This window comes from Pseudomonas sp. EA_65y_Pfl2_P78 (assembly GCF_963970495.1).
Lineage (GTDB): Bacteria > Pseudomonadota > Gammaproteobacteria > Pseudomonadales > Pseudomonadaceae > Aquipseudomonas > Aquipseudomonas baetica_A.
Genome location: NZ_CAXAON010000042.1, coordinates 1 through 17,807, shown reverse-complemented (window position 1 = coordinate 17,807; position 17,807 = coordinate 1). Strand labels below are relative to the sequence as shown.

At 57.3% G+C, this 17,807-nt stretch carries 16 protein-coding genes and 3 pseudogenes; 9 read left to right on the top strand and 10 right to left on the bottom strand.

Going from position 1 to position 17,807, the window contains the following annotated elements:
• Window positions 1-7 precede the first annotated feature (7 nt).
• Window positions 8-1,069, top strand: coding sequence for a sensor histidine kinase (locus AACY02_RS23615; protein ID WP_339434010.1), 1,062 nt, complete (start codon window positions 8-10; stop codon window positions 1,067-1,069).
• Between the two features lie 156 nt (window positions 1,070-1,225).
• Here the strand turns inward: AACY02_RS23615 and AACY02_RS23610 are convergent, their stop codons facing one another.
• From AACY02_RS23610 to AACY02_RS23600, 3 genes and pseudogenes are all read right to left on the bottom strand, one after another.
• Entirely contained in the window at window positions 1,226-2,212 is a 987-nt protein-coding gene (locus AACY02_RS23610) for a GGDEF domain-containing protein (RefSeq protein WP_339434009.1), read from the bottom strand.
• 372 nt (window positions 2,213-2,584) lie between these two features.
• The gene (locus tag AACY02_RS23605) at window positions 2,585-4,087 is read right to left on the bottom strand and encodes a sensor domain-containing diguanylate cyclase (protein ID WP_339434008.1); all 1,503 of its coding nucleotides are present in this window, start codon (window positions 4,085-4,087) and stop codon (window positions 2,585-2,587) included.
• A gap of 191 nt (window positions 4,088-4,278) precedes the next feature.
• A pseudogene (locus AACY02_RS23600) lies at window positions 4,279-4,587 on the bottom strand (GNAT family N-acetyltransferase); the annotation flags it as partial.
• A 94-nt stretch (window positions 4,588-4,681) separates the two neighbouring features.
• Here AACY02_RS23600 and AACY02_RS23595 point away from each other — a divergent pair.
• Window positions 4,682-4,795 (top strand): annotated as a pseudogene (locus tag AACY02_RS23595) (AraC family transcriptional regulator); the annotation flags it as partial.
• 12 nt (window positions 4,796-4,807) lie between these two features.
• Window positions 4,808-4,984, top strand: a pseudogene (locus AACY02_RS23590) (LysE family translocator); the annotation flags it as partial.
• On the opposite strand, the gene AACY02_RS23585 reads toward AACY02_RS23590, so the two are convergent.
• On the bottom strand, window positions 4,981-5,751 hold the full coding sequence (locus tag AACY02_RS23585; RefSeq protein WP_339434007.1) for an AraC family transcriptional regulator: 771 nt from the start codon (window positions 5,749-5,751) through the stop codon (window positions 4,981-4,983). The pseudogene AACY02_RS23590 and the gene AACY02_RS23585 sit on opposite strands and share 4 nt — an antisense overlap.
• A 232-nt stretch (window positions 5,752-5,983) precedes the next feature.
• On the opposite strand from AACY02_RS23585, the gene AACY02_RS23580 reads away from it, so the two are divergent.
• From AACY02_RS23580 to AACY02_RS23560, 5 genes are all read left to right on the top strand, one after another.
• A complete protein-coding gene (locus tag AACY02_RS23580) occupies window positions 5,984-7,609 on the top strand; it encodes an APC family permease (protein ID WP_339434006.1) in 1,626 nt (541 codons plus the stop codon).
• 22 nt (window positions 7,610-7,631) lie between these two features.
• Window positions 7,632-8,558 carry a 4-hydroxyproline epimerase gene (locus AACY02_RS23575; protein ID WP_339434005.1) on the top strand — a complete coding sequence of 309 codons (927 nt, stop codon included), beginning with the start codon at window positions 7,632-7,634 and terminating at the stop codon, window positions 8,556-8,558.
• Window positions 8,559-8,612: 54 nt separating this feature from the next.
• Entirely contained in the window at window positions 8,613-9,560 is a 948-nt protein-coding gene (locus AACY02_RS23570; protein WP_339434004.1) for a dihydrodipicolinate synthase family protein, read from the top strand.
• A 71-nt stretch (window positions 9,561-9,631) separates the two neighbouring features.
• Window positions 9,632-11,224, top strand: coding sequence for an aldehyde dehydrogenase (NADP(+)) (locus tag AACY02_RS23565; protein ID WP_339434003.1), 1,593 nt, complete (start codon window positions 9,632-9,634; stop codon window positions 11,222-11,224).
• Window positions 11,214-12,479 (top strand): NAD(P)/FAD-dependent oxidoreductase, encoded by a 1,266-nt coding sequence (locus tag AACY02_RS23560; RefSeq protein WP_339434002.1) that lies wholly within the window; start codon window positions 11,214-11,216, stop codon window positions 12,477-12,479. The genes AACY02_RS23565 and AACY02_RS23560 overlap by 11 nt, the downstream gene beginning before the upstream one ends.
• A gap of 44 nt (window positions 12,480-12,523) precedes the next feature.
• On the opposite strand, the gene AACY02_RS23555 is transcribed toward AACY02_RS23560, so the two are convergent.
• Entirely contained in the window at window positions 12,524-13,453 is a 930-nt protein-coding gene (locus AACY02_RS23555) for a Gfo/Idh/MocA family protein (RefSeq protein WP_339434001.1), read from the bottom strand.
• Between the two features lie 333 nt (window positions 13,454-13,786).
• Between AACY02_RS23555 and AACY02_RS23550 the strand changes: the two genes are divergently transcribed.
• Window positions 13,787-14,482, top strand: a complete 696-nt coding sequence (locus AACY02_RS23550) for a tRNA (adenine(22)-N(1))-methyltransferase (RefSeq protein ID WP_339434000.1) — start codon at window positions 13,787-13,789, stop codon at window positions 14,480-14,482.
• A gap of 102 nt (window positions 14,483-14,584) precedes the next feature.
• Here the strand turns inward: AACY02_RS23550 and AACY02_RS23545 are convergent, their stop codons facing one another.
• The 5 genes from AACY02_RS23545 to AACY02_RS23525 form a co-directional block, all read right to left on the bottom strand.
• Window positions 14,585-14,980, bottom strand: coding sequence for a hypothetical protein (locus tag AACY02_RS23545; protein ID WP_339433999.1), 396 nt, complete (start codon window positions 14,978-14,980; stop codon window positions 14,585-14,587).
• Window positions 14,981-15,033: 53 nt separating this feature from the next.
• A complete protein-coding gene (locus AACY02_RS23540) occupies window positions 15,034-16,032 on the bottom strand; it encodes an ankyrin repeat domain-containing protein (RefSeq protein ID WP_339433998.1) in 999 nt (332 codons plus the stop codon).
• A gap of 138 nt (window positions 16,033-16,170) precedes the next feature.
• Entirely contained in the window at window positions 16,171-16,434 is a 264-nt protein-coding gene (locus AACY02_RS23535; protein WP_339433997.1) for a PAAR domain-containing protein, read from the bottom strand.
• 34 nt (window positions 16,435-16,468) lie between these two features.
• Entirely contained in the window at window positions 16,469-17,086 is a 618-nt protein-coding gene (locus AACY02_RS23530) for a hypothetical protein (protein WP_339433996.1), read from the bottom strand.
• Window positions 17,087-17,094: 8 nt separating this feature from the next.
• A partial coding sequence (locus AACY02_RS23525; protein WP_339433995.1) for an RHS repeat-associated core domain-containing protein occupies window positions 17,095-17,807 on the bottom strand: 713 nt, incomplete at its 5' end.

Below are 17,807 nucleotides of genomic sequence, written 5' to 3'. Positions count from 1 at the left end.
AACTATCATGAACGAGGCCAACGGCAAGAACGAACAAGCGTTGGGCACGGCGGCTCGCGAACTGTTCCTGCTCGGCCAGAAAACCGTCAAAGCACGAGCAGTGCTGGCGGCGCTGAACAAAGAGCTGAGCGAAGCCAATACCCAGCGTGCCGATAGTCGGCAAATCGAGCAACTGATCGAGGCCAATCAACAATTGGTTCTGGCCATTCTTACGGCACAGTCGGATGCGGAAAAACCCCAGCACACCGCCGAAGAACAGCAGCGCTATCTGGAAATGCGCGAAGCCAACGAACAGTTGGTGCTCGCCGTCCTCAGCGCGCAACACCTGCAAGCCTCGGCCGAACAAAGCCTGGCCCAGCAACGCAACACCCTCACGCTGGTGGCGCATGAACTGCGTAATCCGCTGACCCCCATCAGTATGATCGCCGGTCGATTGGTGAGGGTGCCGAGTGAGGAGTTGCCGCGGATGCAGGCGCTGATTGAAGGTCAGGTGCAGCATATGTCTCGATTGGTAGAAGACTTACTCGACGTCTCGCGCGCTAGTACCGGGAAGTTTCGTCTTGATCGCTGCAGTGTCGACATGATTCAGACCATCCATGAGGCCATTGAAATCTGTCGCCCGGTCATGATCGCTAACGAATTGCATTTCAGCGCGCAGTTGCCTGAATACGCGTTGATGGTCGATGGCGATCCGGTGCGGCTTTCTCAGATTCTCGGCAACCTGTTAGGCAATGCTGCCAAGTACACACCAGCCGGTGGCAACGTCACACTCTCGGTCACGGCCGAAGATAATCTAATGCGACTTTGTATCTGCGATACGGGGATTGGCATTTCTTCCAAGGCGCTGCCTTTTATCTTCGAACCCTTTGTTCAGGACGTTCACGCCATCGGCTTCAACGGGGCCGGCCTCGGTATCGGCCTGACGGTGGTACGGGAGTTAGTCGAAGTTCACGGTGGCACTGTAACGGCCTTTAGCAAAGGTGATGGAAAGGGGAGCACGTTTGTAGTGACGCTACCGCTCGTGAACTGTGCAGCAGAGCCCACCCTGAAAGCCCCCGCTCAACACTAACGGCGCCGATGCTAGAAAAGACTCTCCCCGTACGCCATCAAGGCTACAAAACCTAGCGCCGTAACCTACGACTACGCCAGGAACCGCCGGTTTGTGCACCTGGAGAGCGGCTTCTATCGTTCGTCGCTCACTCAAAACAGTGTTCGAGTTTGTTAGCTAAGCCTCTGCAACCTCTACCCTGTTGCGTCCCGCTGACTTGCCTTCATAGAGCGCGTAATCGGCCCGTGCAATGGCGTCGCTGAGCGCCTCCTCAGCGCGGTATTGAGTGATGCCGATGGACAGAGTAACGCTGACCTTTTGTCCATTACTGTAAATCTCCAATGCCTGGACCGCCTTGCGTGTGCGCTCCGCGCTATCAGTGGCATGGCTAAAATCCGTGTCCGGCAATATGACAAGAAACTCTTCGCCCCCCCAGCGGCCGATAAAGTCTTGCTCACGCATTGAACATTTGAACAATTGACTCACTGCTTCGAGTACGCGATCACCGGCATCGTGACCGTACAGATCATTGACCTGCTTGAAGTGATCTATGTCCATCAACATCAAGGTGAGATTGCTGGGGCGTCTATGGTGCCGTGCCAAAATTTTCTCGGCCAACTCAATCATGTGCCGACGGTTGAACAGGCCGGTCAATGAGTCCGTCGTTGCCATACGCGCAAGACTTTTATGCGCACGGGTGACCGTGACCACATAGAACAGCGCAAGATAACTGAACATGCAGAACACGACTGTCAGATTGAAAATATGCACACCCAACAGGGCATTGGAGGAGATCGGTTGCAGAGGACTGACGAACCACATCAGTACATCCAGGCTTACGTAGTAAACCCACAACCAACCGGCGTATACCCAGGCGCTACGGGCGCGCATGCTAACGAACAGGGCCGGAATAAACATCAGCAAGAAATAGTGAAAACCACTTCCCCAGCCAACCAGGACCGTCCCCAGCCCGGCGTGCACAAGCACTTCAATGCGAATGAGTAGAACGGCCAACCGATTTCGTCGCTGCTTGAACGCGCGATAGGCGTAGACATACATGGCCACGCTGACCACGTTTATCCAGGCCAGAATGGGAGAGCCAAGAATGAGGAAAATGAAAAAGAAGGCAACATCCACGCTGCCTGCCAACTGACAGCAACGCATGGAAAGCTGCCAGAATTCTGGCCGAGCGTCGTGTCTGGTTGGGTCTTGCGAGGGTGTCCCTTGCATCGAACCGGCTACCTCTATGTCCGGGTATAAATCCGGTTTTCAGGTTGACTGCCTCACAACAGCAAATGAGGCGTTAAAAGGCTTCGTGGGGCGCTGGACTGAAGGTACGAGGCTATGCATTAGCTGTCTAGTGGCTACTGGCCGCTTTATTGAAGAGGATGGTCATTCGGAGTTTCTTTAGCCTGAATCGCTCTTCGTTCCGCAGACAGGCGTAAACGTCGGTTTTTGTTTGATATCGCTCGTGCGTGTCCGGTAGACAATCGGCACAAAAACGCCTCGAAGCCTCTATAAACAGCAAGACCGGTTTCAAACGCCGATCAGCCACTGATTACGCCCCGACGCCTTGGCACTATAGAGCGCCTTGTCTGCCACCTCGATCACCCTTTGCCAGTGATCCAGTTGCGATCCAGTGGCGGTCGCAATCCCGATACTCACGCTGACTCGTCCAGACGGGCTGGCGTTGTGCGGGATATTCTCCAATGCCAAGCGGTCGAGAATAAGTTGCGCAACCACCGTTGCGCCTTCTACGTCGGTGTCGGGCATGATGACGCCCATCTCTTCTCCGCCATAGCGTGCCGCGAGATCCGAAGGTCGTCTGACACACTCCTCGATAATTTTGCCGACGCTCTGCAGGCACACATCGCCGGCGACATGGCCGAACGAATCGTTGAACAGTTTGAAGTAGTCGATATCAATCATCAGCAAGGCCAGCGTCGTGCGCTCGCGTTGTGCGCGCCGTGCTTCCAAGGCAAGACTCTGATCAAAGCAGCGCCGATTTGCCAATCCGGTCAGGGCGTCCTTCATTGCGAGCAACTCAAGCTGACGATTCGATGAGAGCAACTGCTGTTGAGTCTCGCGCAACTGGTCTTCCGCCGTGGTTCGCCTTCGGATATCCACGATCAAAAACCAACCGATCAGACCGGTTAGCCCCAGCAGCCCCGTCACTACCACCCCTGACAGCAACGCCTCCGTTCGCCAGGCGGCGAGCGCTTCGTGTTTGCCAAGCGCAATGGTCGTGATCAGCGGCAGCCGGTCACTCTTGCGGAAGGCGTAGAGCCGCTCCACACCGTCCAGACTGGAAGTAAACGAGGCCGTGCCGACTGAACGATCAACGAGATACTTGGCATAGATGGGCGACTTGGAAAAGTTGCGCCCCATGTCCTGCTCGCGGAAGGGATAACGAACCAGCAACGTACCATCGGTATAGGACAATCCGATGGCACCGTCCTGCCCCACATCGATCGTTCCAAACAGTCGAAGGAAGTTTTCAATGCCCAAGGTGACCGCCACCACGCCGGCAAATGCTCCATGCGCATCATTGAAGCGCCGGCTGACGGTGATCACCCACTCTTGATTAGAGCGGCTCTGGATGGGCGGGCCGATGAAGGTTTCTGGGGATGGATCGTCGCGGTGATGAATGAAATAGACCCGATCACGGCTGTTCGCCCCGAAGGGAATCGGCCCGTTGGAGGACATCAACCAGCGGCCCTGATTATCGTAGACCGTGATGCCACTGAGCTGTGGCATCAGGGGCTCCTGCCGGCTGATCAAGGCGCTGAGCCGTTCGATCTGTGCCGGGCCGCTGCCCTCCGTTTCCAGGCGCTCGACGAGCCCGAGCAAGAGCACCGAGCTTTGCCGGACAATGCCTTCGGAATAGGTGGCAAGCGCCTGCGTGAGGTTCAACCCATGGACGTCCACTTCTTTCAGTGCACGCTCTCGAGAAGCTAATACTTTCCAGACCGTCAGCGACGCCAGAGAACAGCCAATCACTAACAGCAACAGCACCACCAGGTGGGTATCACGCTTCACGTCACTACCTTATGGAAAGTCCATTTTTTTGCGTTCCAGCCACTATAGGCCATAGCGATGGCCTGCTTCGCGTGGGCAAGGATACAAGCAGCGATAGCTCGCTGCAGCAACAGATTATGCGGGCGGTGAAAGTACATCGCCGTGTCTGAACAGTGCACCTGTGAACCTTCTGGAAAAGGACGTTGACTGCCACCGGCCTTCTGATAAATCTTGCGCGCCGCCGTCAGGTTGCTCGTCGTCCACAAGGTGATGTTCTTGTAACCGATCTGCCGCGCAAACCGCAGACACTCTTCGACCAGTCGAGCGCCGATGCCCAGGCCCCGTGCGCTGGCGTCGATGTAGAGCATGCGCAATCGTGCGGTGGTTTCGTCTTCGCGAACGATGAACACCGAACCGATGACCCCGCCGTCCTTTTCCGCGATCCAGCAGCGCTCGGATTTGGGGTCGAAGTCGCGCAGGTAGTTGGCGACCACTTCAGCCACCAGCGTTTCGGCCTCTGAGCCTCTGCACAAATCGTCTAAACGCCTGCAGGCATTGCGGGTATTTTAGCGAACCACACCGTTATCAGTTGAACCCTGACCTCTGGAGCCTTCCGTGGAGAAACGCAACTGGATCGAGTTGTCCCAGGATGTCGATACCGGGATTGAATCGATCCGCGCCCATTTTCAGGGACATGCCTACGATCCACACTGGCTGGAGAGTGAGTTGCATGCCTACGGACGGCTGCTGGTGTTGTCACTGCTGTTTTTGTTGGTGTCGTTGCCGTGCATGACGTTTTGGGTGTTGCTGGGTGCAAGCAGTGCGCGGCTGTTCGGTTCAGCTCAGGCGTTCAAGCGTATGAACGCGCTGCTGGCTTTTTCGCTGCTGCTCTCGGCGTGGTTGACGATGTTGGTCTAATGCCCGGTCGTCTGGCGATATTGCCTCGGCGTAAACCCCGTCGATGCCTTGAACTGGCGGGTGAATGCGCTGTGATCGGTGTATCCGCACTGCAGCGCAACATCGGTGATTGGCAGGTCGGTATGGAGCAGGCGATGGGCATGTTCCAGCCGAACTTTCTGAATCATCTGTCGGGGCGTCAGATGGAAAACCCGTTTGCAGTAGCGCTCCAGTTGCGCGACTGAAATGCCAGCGATACGGGTCAGTTCGCCCAGCGTGACACGCCGATTGAAATGCCTGCGAATGTGTTCGTCGACAGCCGCCAGTCGCTGGAACGCCGGATGGGTTTCGCTGGCCGATTGCAGGTCCACCGAAATGCCTGCCAAGCCGATGATCTCGCCGTCACGGCTGTACAGCGGTTGCTTGTGGGTCAGGCACCAGCCCGGTTCGCGGCTGCCGTACAGGTGCAGTTCGAGCTGATCCTCAAGCACAAACCCCTCCTCCAGCACTTTGCGATCCTGCTCTGTGTAACCTGGCCCTAGCTGCGCCGGGAACACTTGCGCGCTGGTTTTGCCGAGCAGCGGGCGCAGATCCTTCAAGCCACAACGCTGCACCAGTGTGCGGTTGGCCAGCACGTAACGGGCCTGCACATCCTTGATGAAAATCGCCGCATTGGGGATCACGTCTAGCATTGGCAACAGCAGCGTCGCGCCGGCCAATAGCTCTTCAAGGGTTTGTGGACGGTTGCCGTCACCGCCCGGACTCAGGATCGAAAACGCGTTACGCATCAAATCTCTCTGCCCTGTTCGTGAGTGGGCCAAGTGCCCGCCATACGGCATTTGCGTGCAGATTGCAGCATCGTTCAAATCGTGTCGAGACCCGCATTTCATCTGCGCCATTGTGCTGATTTCGTCATTGATCCCCGCGCAAAACATCAATCGCAGCCAACGCGATGAGTTCAAAGTCTGGCCCCAGTGACACCACAACTGCCTATCCAATAACTCACAAGAAGGCGATGCCATGTCAGGCCAAGGCAAGTTCAAAAAACAGCTTTCACTGATCGACCTCACATTTATCGGGCTCGGTGCGATTTTCGGTTCGGGCTGGTTGTTCGCAGCCAGCCATGTGTCCGCGATCGCCGGGCCAGCGGGGATTTTCTCCTGGCTGCTGGGCGGCTTCGCGGTGTTGTTGCTGGGCATCGTCTACTGCGAACTGGGCGCGGCGTTACCCCGTGCCGGGGGCGTGGTGCGTTATCCGGTGTACTCGCACGGACCGCTGCTCGGCTACCTGATGGGGTTCATCACTCTGATCGCGTTTTCCAGTCTGGTGGCAATCGAGGTGGTTGCTTCGCGCCAATACGCGGCGGCATGGTTTCCCGGTCTGAGCAAAACCGGCAGCGGTGATCCGACCTTCCTTGGCTGGCTGGTGCAGTTTGGCCTGCTGTGCGTATTTTTCCTGCTCAATTACCGCAGCGTGAAGACCTTCGCCAAGGCCAACAACCTGGTGAGCATCTTCAAATTCATCGTGCCGCTGCTGGTCATCGGTGTGCTGTTCACGTTCTTCAAACCGGAAAACTTTCAGGTGCAGGGTTTTGCGCCGTTCGGCCTGTCGGGTGTGGAGATGGCCGTGTCGGCGGGCGGGATCATTTTCGCTTATCTGGGGCTGACGCCGATCATTTCGGTGGCCAGTGAAGTGAAAAATCCACAACGGACCATTCCGATTGCACTGATTCTTTCTGTGCTGCTGTCGACCCTGATCTATGTGCTGTTGCAAATGGCCTTTCTCGGTGGCATTCCGACCGACCTGCTCGCCAACGGTTGGGCCGGCGTGAGCAAGGAATTCGCCCTGCCGTACCGTGACATCGCCCTGGCATTAGGCGTAGGTTGGCTGGCTTATCTGGTGGTTGCCGACGCTGTGATCTCACCCAGCGGCTGCGGCAACATCTACATGAACGCAACCCCGCGAGTGATCTACGGCTGGGCGCAAACCGGCACGTTCTTCAAGGTGTTCACTCGAATCGATGAGAAGTCCGGCATCCCGCGTCCAGCGCTGTGGCTGACCTTCGCGCTGTCGGTGTTCTGGACCCTGCCGTTTCCGTCTTGGGAAGCGTTGATCAACGTGGTATCCGCCGCCCTGGTGTTGAGCTACGCCGTGGCCCCCGTGTCAGTGGCTGCACTGCGCCGCAACGCGCCGAACATGCCGCGTCCGTTCCGGGTCAAGTGCATGGGCGTGTTGGGGCCGGTGTCGTTCATCATCGCCGCGTTGATCGTCTACTGGTCGGGCTGGAGCACGGTTTCGTGGCTGCTTGGCCTGCAAATTCTGATGTTCGCGGTGTACTTGTTGTGTGGCCGATTCGTGCCAACCGCTCACCTGAATCTGGCACGCCAGGTGCGCTCTAGCGCGTGGCTGATCGCGTTCTACGCCGTGACCATTGTGCTCTCGAAACTCGGCACATTCGGCGGTCTGGGCATCCTCGCCCACCCTTTCGACACCCTCGTCGTGGCCGCTTTTGCAACCGGCATTTATTACTGGGGGGCTGCGACCGGCGTGCCGGCGCATCTGCTGCGCCTTGAGGACGACGATGAAGACAGTGAAATCGTCTCCACCGCAACTCGCGTGAATGCGCAGCCTGCCGGCGCCTACTGAAATCACTCAACGGGACACGTCCATGAAACGAGTACACGTCATCGATTCCCATACCGGCGGAGAACCCACACGTCTGGTGATGAAAGGCTTCCCCGACCTGCCCGGCACCACCATGGCCGAGAAAAGAGATGCTCTGCGTAATCAGCATGACCAGTGGCGGCGTGCCTGCCTGCTGGAACCCCGGGGCAACGACGTGCTGGTGGGTGCCCTGTATTGCGAGCCGGTGTCGGCGGACGCCACCTGTGGGGTGATTTTCTTCAACAACGCCGGCTACCTGGGCATGTGCGGCCACGGCACCATCGGCCTGATCAATTCGTTGCAGCACTTGGGGCAGATCGCCCCGGGTGTGCACAAGATTGACACACCGGTCGGGCTGGTCAGCGCGACATTGCACGAAGACAGCAGCGTGACCCTGGGCAACGTGCCGTCCTGGCGTTATCGCAAACAAGTGTCGGTGCAAGTGCCTGGATATGGCCGCGTGTCTGGCGATATCGCTTATGGCGGCAACTGGTTTTTCCTCGTCTCCGAGCACGGCCAAACGCTGACCATGGACAACGTCGAGCACCTCACGGCGTATACCTGGGCGATGCTCAAGGCCCTTGAAGACCAAGGTATATACGGCGAAAACGGCGCGGTCATCGACCACATCGAACTGTTTGCTGACGACACCCACGCCGACAGCCGCAACTTCGTCATGTGCCCCGGCAAAGCCTACGACCGCTCACCGTGCGGCACCGGCACCAGCGCCAAACTCGCCTGCCTGGCCGCCGACGACAAACTGCAATCGGGCGAACGCTGGGTGCAAGCGAGCATCACCGGCAGCCAGTTCGAAGGTCGCTTCGAATGGGAAGGCGAGCGCGTTCGCCCTTACATCACCGGCCGCGCCTGGATGACCGCCGACAGCACACTGCTGATCGATGAAAAAGACCCATTTGCGTGGGGCATCTGAGCCTCGCGCTGATTTTTCACCTCAATTTGAACGATGTGCCAAGGAGATAAAACAATGAGCGACAACATCTTCACCGGCTGCATGCCGGCCCTGATGACCCCGTGCACCGCCCAGCGCAAACCGGACTTCGATGCGTTGGTGGCCAAGGGTCGTGAACTGATCGACATCGGCATGAGCGCGGTGGTGTATTGCGGCTCCATGGGCGACTGGCCGCTGCTGACCGAGGCCGAGCGTCAGGAGGGGGTGGCGCGGCTGGTCGCGGCAGGCATCCCGACGATTGTCGGCACCGGTGCGGTCAATACTCGCGAAGCGGTTGCCCATGCGGCCCACGCGGCAAAAGTCGGCGCTCAAGGTTTGATGGTGATTCCTCGCGTGCTGTCCCGCGGTGCTTCGGCCACTGCGCAGAAAGCCCACTTCGCCGCGATTCTCCAAGCCGCTCCCGGGCTGCCGGCGGTGATCTACAACAGCCCTTATTACGGCTTCGCCACCCGCGCCGATCTGTTCTTCGAACTGCGCCGCGAGTATCCAAACCTGATCGGCTTCAAGGAATTCGGCGGTGCCGCCGATTTGCGCTACGCCGCCGAAAACATTACCTCCAAGGATGACGACGTGACCCTCATGGTCGGTGTCGACACACAAGTGGTCCACGGTTTCGTCAACTGCAACGCGACGGGGGCAATCACTGGTATCGGCAATGCCCTGCCCCGTGAAGTGTTGCAACTGGTGGCGCTGAGCAAGCAAGCGGCCAAGGGTGACGCCAAGGCGCGGCGTCAGGCACGGGAGCTGGAGTCGGCACTGGCGGTGTTGTCCTCCTTCGACGAGGGCTGTGATCTAGTGCTGTATTACAAACACCTGATGGTGCTCAACGGCGACAAGGAATACACCCTGCACTTCAACGAAACCGATGTGCTGAGTGACGCCCAGCGTCGCTATGCGCAGAACCAGTATTCGCTGTTCCGTCAGTGGTACGAAAACTGGTCGGCGGAACAGCGCTTCGCCTGACGCACGCGTTTCTACCTGCCGTGAACCTGTGTAATTCACGGCAGACACCCTTTTTCCACCAGGAATACCCCATGACTCTGACGGGCCATATGTTGATCGGACAAGAAACAGTCGCAGGCAATCGCGAAGCCATTCGAGGGATCAATCCGGCCACCAACGCCGTGCTGGAACCGTCGTATGCAGGTGGCTCGGCCGAGCATGTTGAACAGGCCTGTGCGCTGGCCTGGACCGCACTGGACCTTTATCGCGAGACAACGCTGGATGCCCGCGCCGATTTTCTGGATAGCATTGCCCTGGAAATCGAAGCCCTCGGCGATGAATTGATTGATCGCGCCATGGCCGAAACCGGCCTGCCGCGCCCGCGTTTAATGAGTGAGCGAGGCCGCACCTGTCAGCAACTGCGGATGTTCGCTCGCACTGTACGGGCCGGAGAATGGCTGGATGTACGCGTTGATACCGCACAGCCGCAGCGCCAGCCGCTGCCGCGTCCGGATCTGCGTCAACGTCAGGTGCCGTTGGGACCGGTGGCAGTATTTGGCGCGAGCAATTTCCCCTTGGCCTTTTCGGTTGCTGGCGGTGATACGGCGTCGGCGTTCGCCGCTGGTTGCCCGGTGATCGTCAAGGCTCACGGTGCGCATCCCGGCACCAGTGAACTGGTCGGTCGTGCCGTGGCGCGAGCGGTGAAAGCCTGCGGATTACCCGAAGGGGTATTTTCGTTGTTGTACGGGGCTGGCCGCGAAGTGGGTATAGCGCTGGTCAGCGACCCACGGATCAAAGCCGTTGGTTTCACGGGTTCGCGCAGCGGTGGCCTGGCGTTGATCCAAGCGGCGCAAGCGCGTCCGGAACCCATTCCGGTGTACGCGGAAATGAGTTCGATCAACCCGGTGTTGCTGTTCCCGGAGGCGTTGCGCAATCGCGGGCAAGCGCTGGCCGAAGGGTTTGTCGCGTCGCTGACGCTGGGTGCCGGGCAATTGTGTACCAACCCGGGACTGGTGATCGCCCTTAAGGAGCCTGCGCTGGACACCTTTATTGCAGCCACCGCCGAACGGATTCAGCGCAGTCCGGCACAGACGATGCTCACACCTGGGGTCTTCAACGCGTATGAGTCTGCCGTGAATGCACTGGCCGAGAACCCTGGAACAGATATTGCTGCCATCGGCCAGGTCGGTACCGGCCCGAACCAGTGTCAGGCCCATGTATTCGTCACAGAGGCCGTCGACTTTCTCGCCGATCACCAACTGCAAGCCGAAGCGTTTGGTGCCGCTTCGGTGATCGTGCAATGCGCCAGTTGCATGGAAATCCGCCAGGTCATCGAACATCTGGAAGGTCAACTGACCGCGACGCTGCACCTTGAAGACGAGGATCTGGATCAGGCTCGGGCCTTGTTACCGACGCTGGAACGCAAGGCAGGGCGCCTGCTGGTCAACGGCTGGCCGACCGGCGTTGAAGTCAGTGACGCCATGGTTCACGGTGGGCCTTTCCCGGCCACCTCGGATTCACGCACGACATCGGTTGGCACGGCGGCGATCCTGCGGTTTCTGCGCCCGCTCTGTTATCAGGACTTCCCCGACAGCCTGTTGCCCACGGCACTGAAGCAGGCCAATGCGCTGCAGTTGCGGCGTCTGCTCAATGGACAAAGGGAAGCACAAAGCAATGACGAATAACGTGGCGTACGACATCGCTGTAGTCGGCGCCGGGATTATCGGCGTCGCCTGCGCGCTGCGTCTGGCGCGCCAGGGTTTGCGAGTCGTCGTTGTCGACCAGCAGGCGCCCGGACACGGCGCATCGTTCGGTAACGCCGGGCACCTGGCAACCGAGCAGGTGTTCCCGATTGCCGATGTGTCGATTCTCAAGCGTTTGCCAGCGATGTTGATGGACCCGATGGGCCCGTTGCGCCTGGACTGGAAATACCTGCCCCGCGCCCTGCCCTGGTTCACGCGGTTGCTGCTGAATCTGCGCGCGGAGCCCTTCCAGAGAACGGTCGCGGGGCTGCGGGCACTCAATGAGAGCAGTCTTGATGCGTGGCATCGCCTGCTGACTGACATCGACCGACCGGAACTGCTCAAGGTCGACGGTTCACTGCTGGTGTTCGAACGCCCCGAGTCGCGACAGCCGATCGATGCGCTTCAGGCGCGCTTGCGGGAGCAGCAAGTGCCCGTCGATTTCTGGCAGGCCGGCGCGATACAAGAAGCTGCGCCGCTACTCAGCACGCAGATTCAGGGCGGCCTGTTCTTCCCGCGCACCGGGCATTTCATTGATCCGTATCGGGTAGTGTGCGAGTTGGTCGAAGCGGCCAAGGCCAGCGGTGTCAGCTTTTTGAAGCAACAGGTGCAAGGCGGGTATGTGCAAGAACACGGTGTTGTGCTGATCACCGGATCGGGCAGTTTAACCGCGAGCCGCGTGCTGATCGCCTGCGGTGCGCATTCGGCAAAACTCACCGCCGCACTCACCGGCAAGAAAGTCCCGTTGGACACCGAACGCGGTTATCACTTGATGCTGCCCGAAGAACACAACCGGCTGCCCTTCCCCGTCACCTCGCTGGAGCGCAAGTTCATCATGACGCCGATGTCCGATGGCCTGCGGCTGGCGGGCACTGTCGAATTCGCCGGGCTGGAGCGGCCACCGAGCATGGAGCGCGCGTGGCAGTTACACCATTTGAGCAAGGGTGTGTTCCGCAAGGATCTGAGCGCTGCGGCGGCGACGCCGTGGATGGGCTTTCGTCCGTCATTGCCGGATTCGCTGCCAGTGATTGATCAGGTGTGCGAGGGCAAGGTGTTGCTCGCCTTTGGGCATCAGCATCTGGGGCTGACTCAGGCGGCGGTGACGGCGGAAATGATCGTGCGGATGGCGTTGCCGACGATAGAAAGTCGAATCCGCGATTGGCCGGCAATCGAGCCTTATTCGCTTGATCGTTTCTAAAAAAGCCTGCTTTCAGGGCAGGCTTTCAACGGGTCGCGTGCAGTTCATGCGTCGTAGAACGGCTCGACCGCCACGCGGCTTCCAACAAAGAAACTGTCCGCCACCAACCGCAACGGCTGTAGATCCAGATCACTGACCTTGTCGCCAATCAACTGTTGAAAATGCCGATACACCGCGGCGTACTCGCCCTCCTCCGATACGGCGTGGCGCACACCATCAATGCTCAACAGCGCGCCACCATTATCCAGGCGCAGCACACCTTCGGCGCAGCGAACTTCGATGCTCCAGAGCTCATCATGACCATGGTCGAAATCGAACTCGGCGCGCACATCGAGGTGGCACGCATCAGACATTTTGATGGACGCGGCAATCGGCGACTGGCAGTTGCTCGGCACGCGCAGTTCGGCGGATTCGACAAACAACGGCAGAGCCAGCAGGTGAGTCACGATCGACAAGGCATTGATGCCCGGATCGAAGACGCCCAGGCCGCCCGGCTGCCAGATCCAGGTCTGACCGGGGTGCCACTTGCGCACGTCTTCCTTCCAGTCGATCTGCACGCTTTGCAGGGTGCGCGTCGCGAGCCAGTCGCGGGCCGCGGCAATGCCGGGCGCGTAGCGCGAATGCCAGGCAAACAACGCGCTGACGCCTTGTTGCTCGGCCAGAGTCACCAACGCCAACGCCTCACCCAGCGTGGCGCAGGGCGGTTTCTCTACCAGCACATGTTTGCCGGCAGCCAATGCTTGTTGCACTAGAGCAAAACGTCCTTGCGGCGGCGTACAGAACGCAATTGCATCAACCGGCGGGCCGTTCTCGAGCAACTCGCTCAAGGACTGAAAATTTTCTACACCGGGGCAAGGCTTGCCTTGTGTGGCGACTGCCACCAGCTGGAATCCAGGATGGGCGTTGATCGCAGGAACGTGTTGATCCTGCGCAATTTTGCCGTAGCCCACCAGGCCGAGACGGATCGGTTGCATCAATGACTCCACTTTAGTTTTGTTTTAGTCAGCGAACCGGCAGATTACCCGTAAACACCGCGAGCGTCTGTCTGCGCAACGTCACAAAGGCTCACAGGCTCAGGCAAACATTGCACAGCAATGCACTACCGCGAAGGCATGATCGACACCTACAACTTTCCGACGCCGGATGCGCCGATCTAGACGCCTGACCCATTGCCAGTGCGGCCTAACGCAGAGCGGGCACGCCATGAACCTTGTCGCCGGAATTTGACACGTAACGCATTGCTCGCCAGAGTCGCACCCCTTTTGCGGCCATAGACGCCGCAGGTTTGTGCTTAACAGGGGTTGCCGTTGAACGAACAGACATTGTCCGCGCGCCTGGAGCGCGTGGCCGCGCATGTGCCCGCCGGCGCACGGCTGGCCGATATTGGCTCGGATCACGGCTATCTGCCGGTGGCGCTGATGCGCCGAGGCGTGCTTGAGGCGGCGGTTGCCGGTGAGGTGGCGTTGACGCCCTTTCACTCGGCCGAACGCACCGTACGCGAAAACGATCTACAGCAACACATCACCGTGCGCCTGGCCAATGGGCTGGCGGCGATCGGACTGGAAGACGGGATCACCGCCATCACTATCTGCGGCATGGGTGGCGAAACCATCCGCGATATTCTCGAGAGCGGCAAGTCACGCTTAAGCGGCGCGGAACGCCTGATCCTGCAACCCAACGGCGGCGAGCAGCCACTGCGCCAGTGGCTGATGAACAATGGCTACCGCATCCTCAGCGAGGAAGTGCTGCACGAGAATCGCTTCGACTACGAAATCATCGTTGCCGAACGCGCCGAGACAGTGGCGTACACCGATCAAGAGCTTTACTTCGGCCCTCTACAGATGCAGGCTCGCAGCCCGGCGTTCCTGATCAAGTGGCAACGCAAGCTGCATCAGAAGCAAAAGACGCTGACTCAATTTGCACGTGCGCAGCAGGCTTTGCCCGAAGCGAAAGTGCAAGAGGTTAAGCAGCAGGCTCAATGGATTGCCGAACTATTAGCGTGATGCGCGTAGGCAGTTTCAGGGACACTCTGCACAGTCCATGACATGAAAAACGCTCGCGATCTGCGAGCGTCCTTCCAAGCTGTAGAATCACATCAGCCGAGATTACAGACCGACACGCTTCAATCCTTCGCGCATGCCCTGATCAGCCTGCTCACACCATTGCTTGAGAGTGAGGTTCGGCGGCAGATTGCTTTCCAGGTTCTTGTATTCCCCGTTAGCCAACACTTCGCCCTTACGACCAGACTGTTCGTTCTTGTCGCCGTCATGTTTGTCAAAATCACCAGGCATATTGTCAACAAAGACAACCATCTTGTTGGCGCTCTCAACGCTGTCTGCTTTCAGGAACCCTTTGTCGACACAATTTTTGACCAGGCCTGACATATTGCGGCCAATGTCGTATATCCCTTTCAGAGTGGCAGCATCTTTTCCATCCGCGTGAGCGATATTGCAGGTGCCAAAAACTGCTGCCATGGCGAGAATCAAAGAAGCGATCTTCATATTTATTCCTTTAAATTTCAGAGAGCATTGAGCTCTGTTTAGCTTAATTTTTTTTACTGGAACAACTTGATAATGGATTCGGAATACAAATCCGGTACATTTTTTACTGATTTGAGTATGTTTTGACGGACAGTCTGACCTTTCACACTTGGGTCTTGTGCCACATATTCCGGGGGGAAAGCCGGTGCATCTTTATCGGCGCCGGCAGCCAGCAAAGCATTTGTGCAATCCAGGTTGCTACGAATTGCACTTTCCAGCAATGGAGTGCCAACAGGCCATGCCTGCTGTTGAGGTGCAAAGGCATCAACGGAAGTGCCAGCTTTGTGCAGCAGCGCAATCCGCTGCGCAGCTTGTGGATCCGGCTGATCGTTCAGTGCATAGGCACGCTCGCAAACGTAATGCAAAGGTGTAGAACCCACCTTGCTGACCCCATAGGGATCAGTACCAGCAGCGATCAACAGCTTGATCAATTCCAGATTGTTCGCACCTTTGCCGATCAATGGAGAAAAGCCCTGAGGCGTCAGCATCCGGGCGTCGGCACCAGCCTGCAGCAGCAACTTTGTCACTTCGACCGACGACGGATTTTCTATGCCCACGGCTGCAATAAGTGGCGTATTGGTTCCGCCTTGAGCAATCGCATTGGTGTCGGCACCCGCTTTGATCAGGCTCTGCACAATGGGCATTGAGTCCTTCATGTCTTCTGGATCCCCCATATGCCCCAATATGGATAACAGTATTGTTTCACCGTTATCGCTGATTCGTTGATTGACATCGACAGGAAACTCGAGAAGCCGATCTACCAGCACGGGGCTCCTGTAATAAGCTGCATGCCATAGAATAAGCGCGTCAGGTTTTGCACCGCCCTTGAGCAACTTATTTACGGCATCAAGGTCTTTTTGCTCCTTTGAATAGGCGTATTGAAGTACGGCGGCATCCAATTGTTTATACAGGTCTGCTGGCTGCGCTTGCGCTACGTTCGTACCAGAAAAACATACACCTGCGACAACACATGCGGCCCACAGGCGGTTAAAAGTACAACTCATACTCAGCATATAAAACTCACGACTTGATGGTTAGTATTAATATTCAGGCAATGCAGTAGAACGACTTCATTCATTCTTCAAGCATCCTCAAACAGGCGACAGGAACCCGCGCCATGCATAAAGGCAATCGATGCACAAAATATGGATTCAGCTAATCACGGCCCCTTTAGGCCCACTGGCAATCAGCGCAGCACCGCAGGCGGTTTTCATGCCATCGAGCGCGATCGGCGTGCCATCGACGGTGTAGGTACTGCTGCCCTCGGCAATCGGGAAAATCCCCTTACACAATGGGCAACTAACCTTGTGACCGAGCCCGGCAATCGGCTTGCCGTTGAGGTCAGTCTGGGAGAAAGCTTCGAGGACCTTGCCACCGTGAGTGGTAGAGTCGCCCAAGCGAATGGCGTCTTTCATGTTGTCACTCCTTTGACTTTTGAGCGGATAATTATCATCGCGTATTGCAACTGGGATAAAGCTGTCGAACCAAGCGATTAAAAGCATTCGAACAGCCTTGTAATCTGGCTTCGTTTATCATCGAATCGAGAGTAAGGCACTTGTAAGTTTCATGCACTGCCTTCTTTGCTACGTCACCAAAACGCTTATTATCAAAATCACACTCGACAGTTGAAATCATGTAGGAACTTCTTTTGGATCGCCGACCAAATCTTATTACGATCCTTCTGTCAAAAATCAGTGCTCCTTCACTTTTATCTTCGGAAAAATAGAACGAAATCCGATTATCGCCTATATATCTCGCCGCTGTAGCAAATGGTTGCTTTCTTAAAAGAGAAGTCAGCCTCACCCCACATGCAACACCAAGGCCGCCCCCTAATTTCTCGCTCACGAAAAAATATTGCTTAAATACAATCTCTATTTTTCTACGCGAATTAGGAACATCGTATGCTTTCTCGAAAAAATGAAAATCATCCAGATCCCCGACCAACTCAAAATCGGCATTTATCAATTCCATCTCAGAGAGACTCTTCAATCCAAAAATATTCGGTTGAAGATTACCCGTTCCTTCTAAAAACAGCGCAATCAACTTATAAAAATCAGTAGAAATCATATATTCCCTTATTTACGCGCTACCGGGTTCGTTCCAGCGGCATGGTGCCCACTCAGAATGGTACCGACCTGTTTCAGTTCCGGCACACGTGCAGAATTTGGATTTGCGTCGACTCCAGCCTGTGCAGCTTTGGTAAGCCGATCCACGTTGCTCGGTTTGTCGAGGTATTTTAGAACACACTCACATGCCTTACCCCATTGGGAATTGGGCATCGCTCGCGTTGCCTTGTCGGCCGGTGCGAGTACAACATGGGTTCCTTCAGCGTTCGGTTTAAGAGCAATGTGACCACCGGCGGGAGGCAAGCCAGACCCGTTCACGTTAACGTGAACGCCTCGAGCCAACACGTCTTGTCCTGCCGTATTCGCTCCTACTTTATGGCCTGCTAGACCTAATGGGTCGATGAGCCCGACGGGGTTATCCCCGTAAAAATAAAGATTCAACCCACCCGCATAGCTAATCGGATCCTGACTAATAAACCGCCCAACCCCCGGATCATAGTACCGATACCGGTTGTAATGCAGCCCAGTCTCATGATCGTGATACTGCCCCTGGAACCGTATCGGATTCGTCACACCATGCTGCCGCGCCCACTCCGAACGCTGCTCCGTCACCTGCCCCCAAGCCTTGTACTGCGCGGTCCAGGCCATGTTGCCTTGTGAATCCGTCAGCTCCTGCGGCGTCCCCAAGTGATCACACTGATACCAGGCCAACGCATCAAACG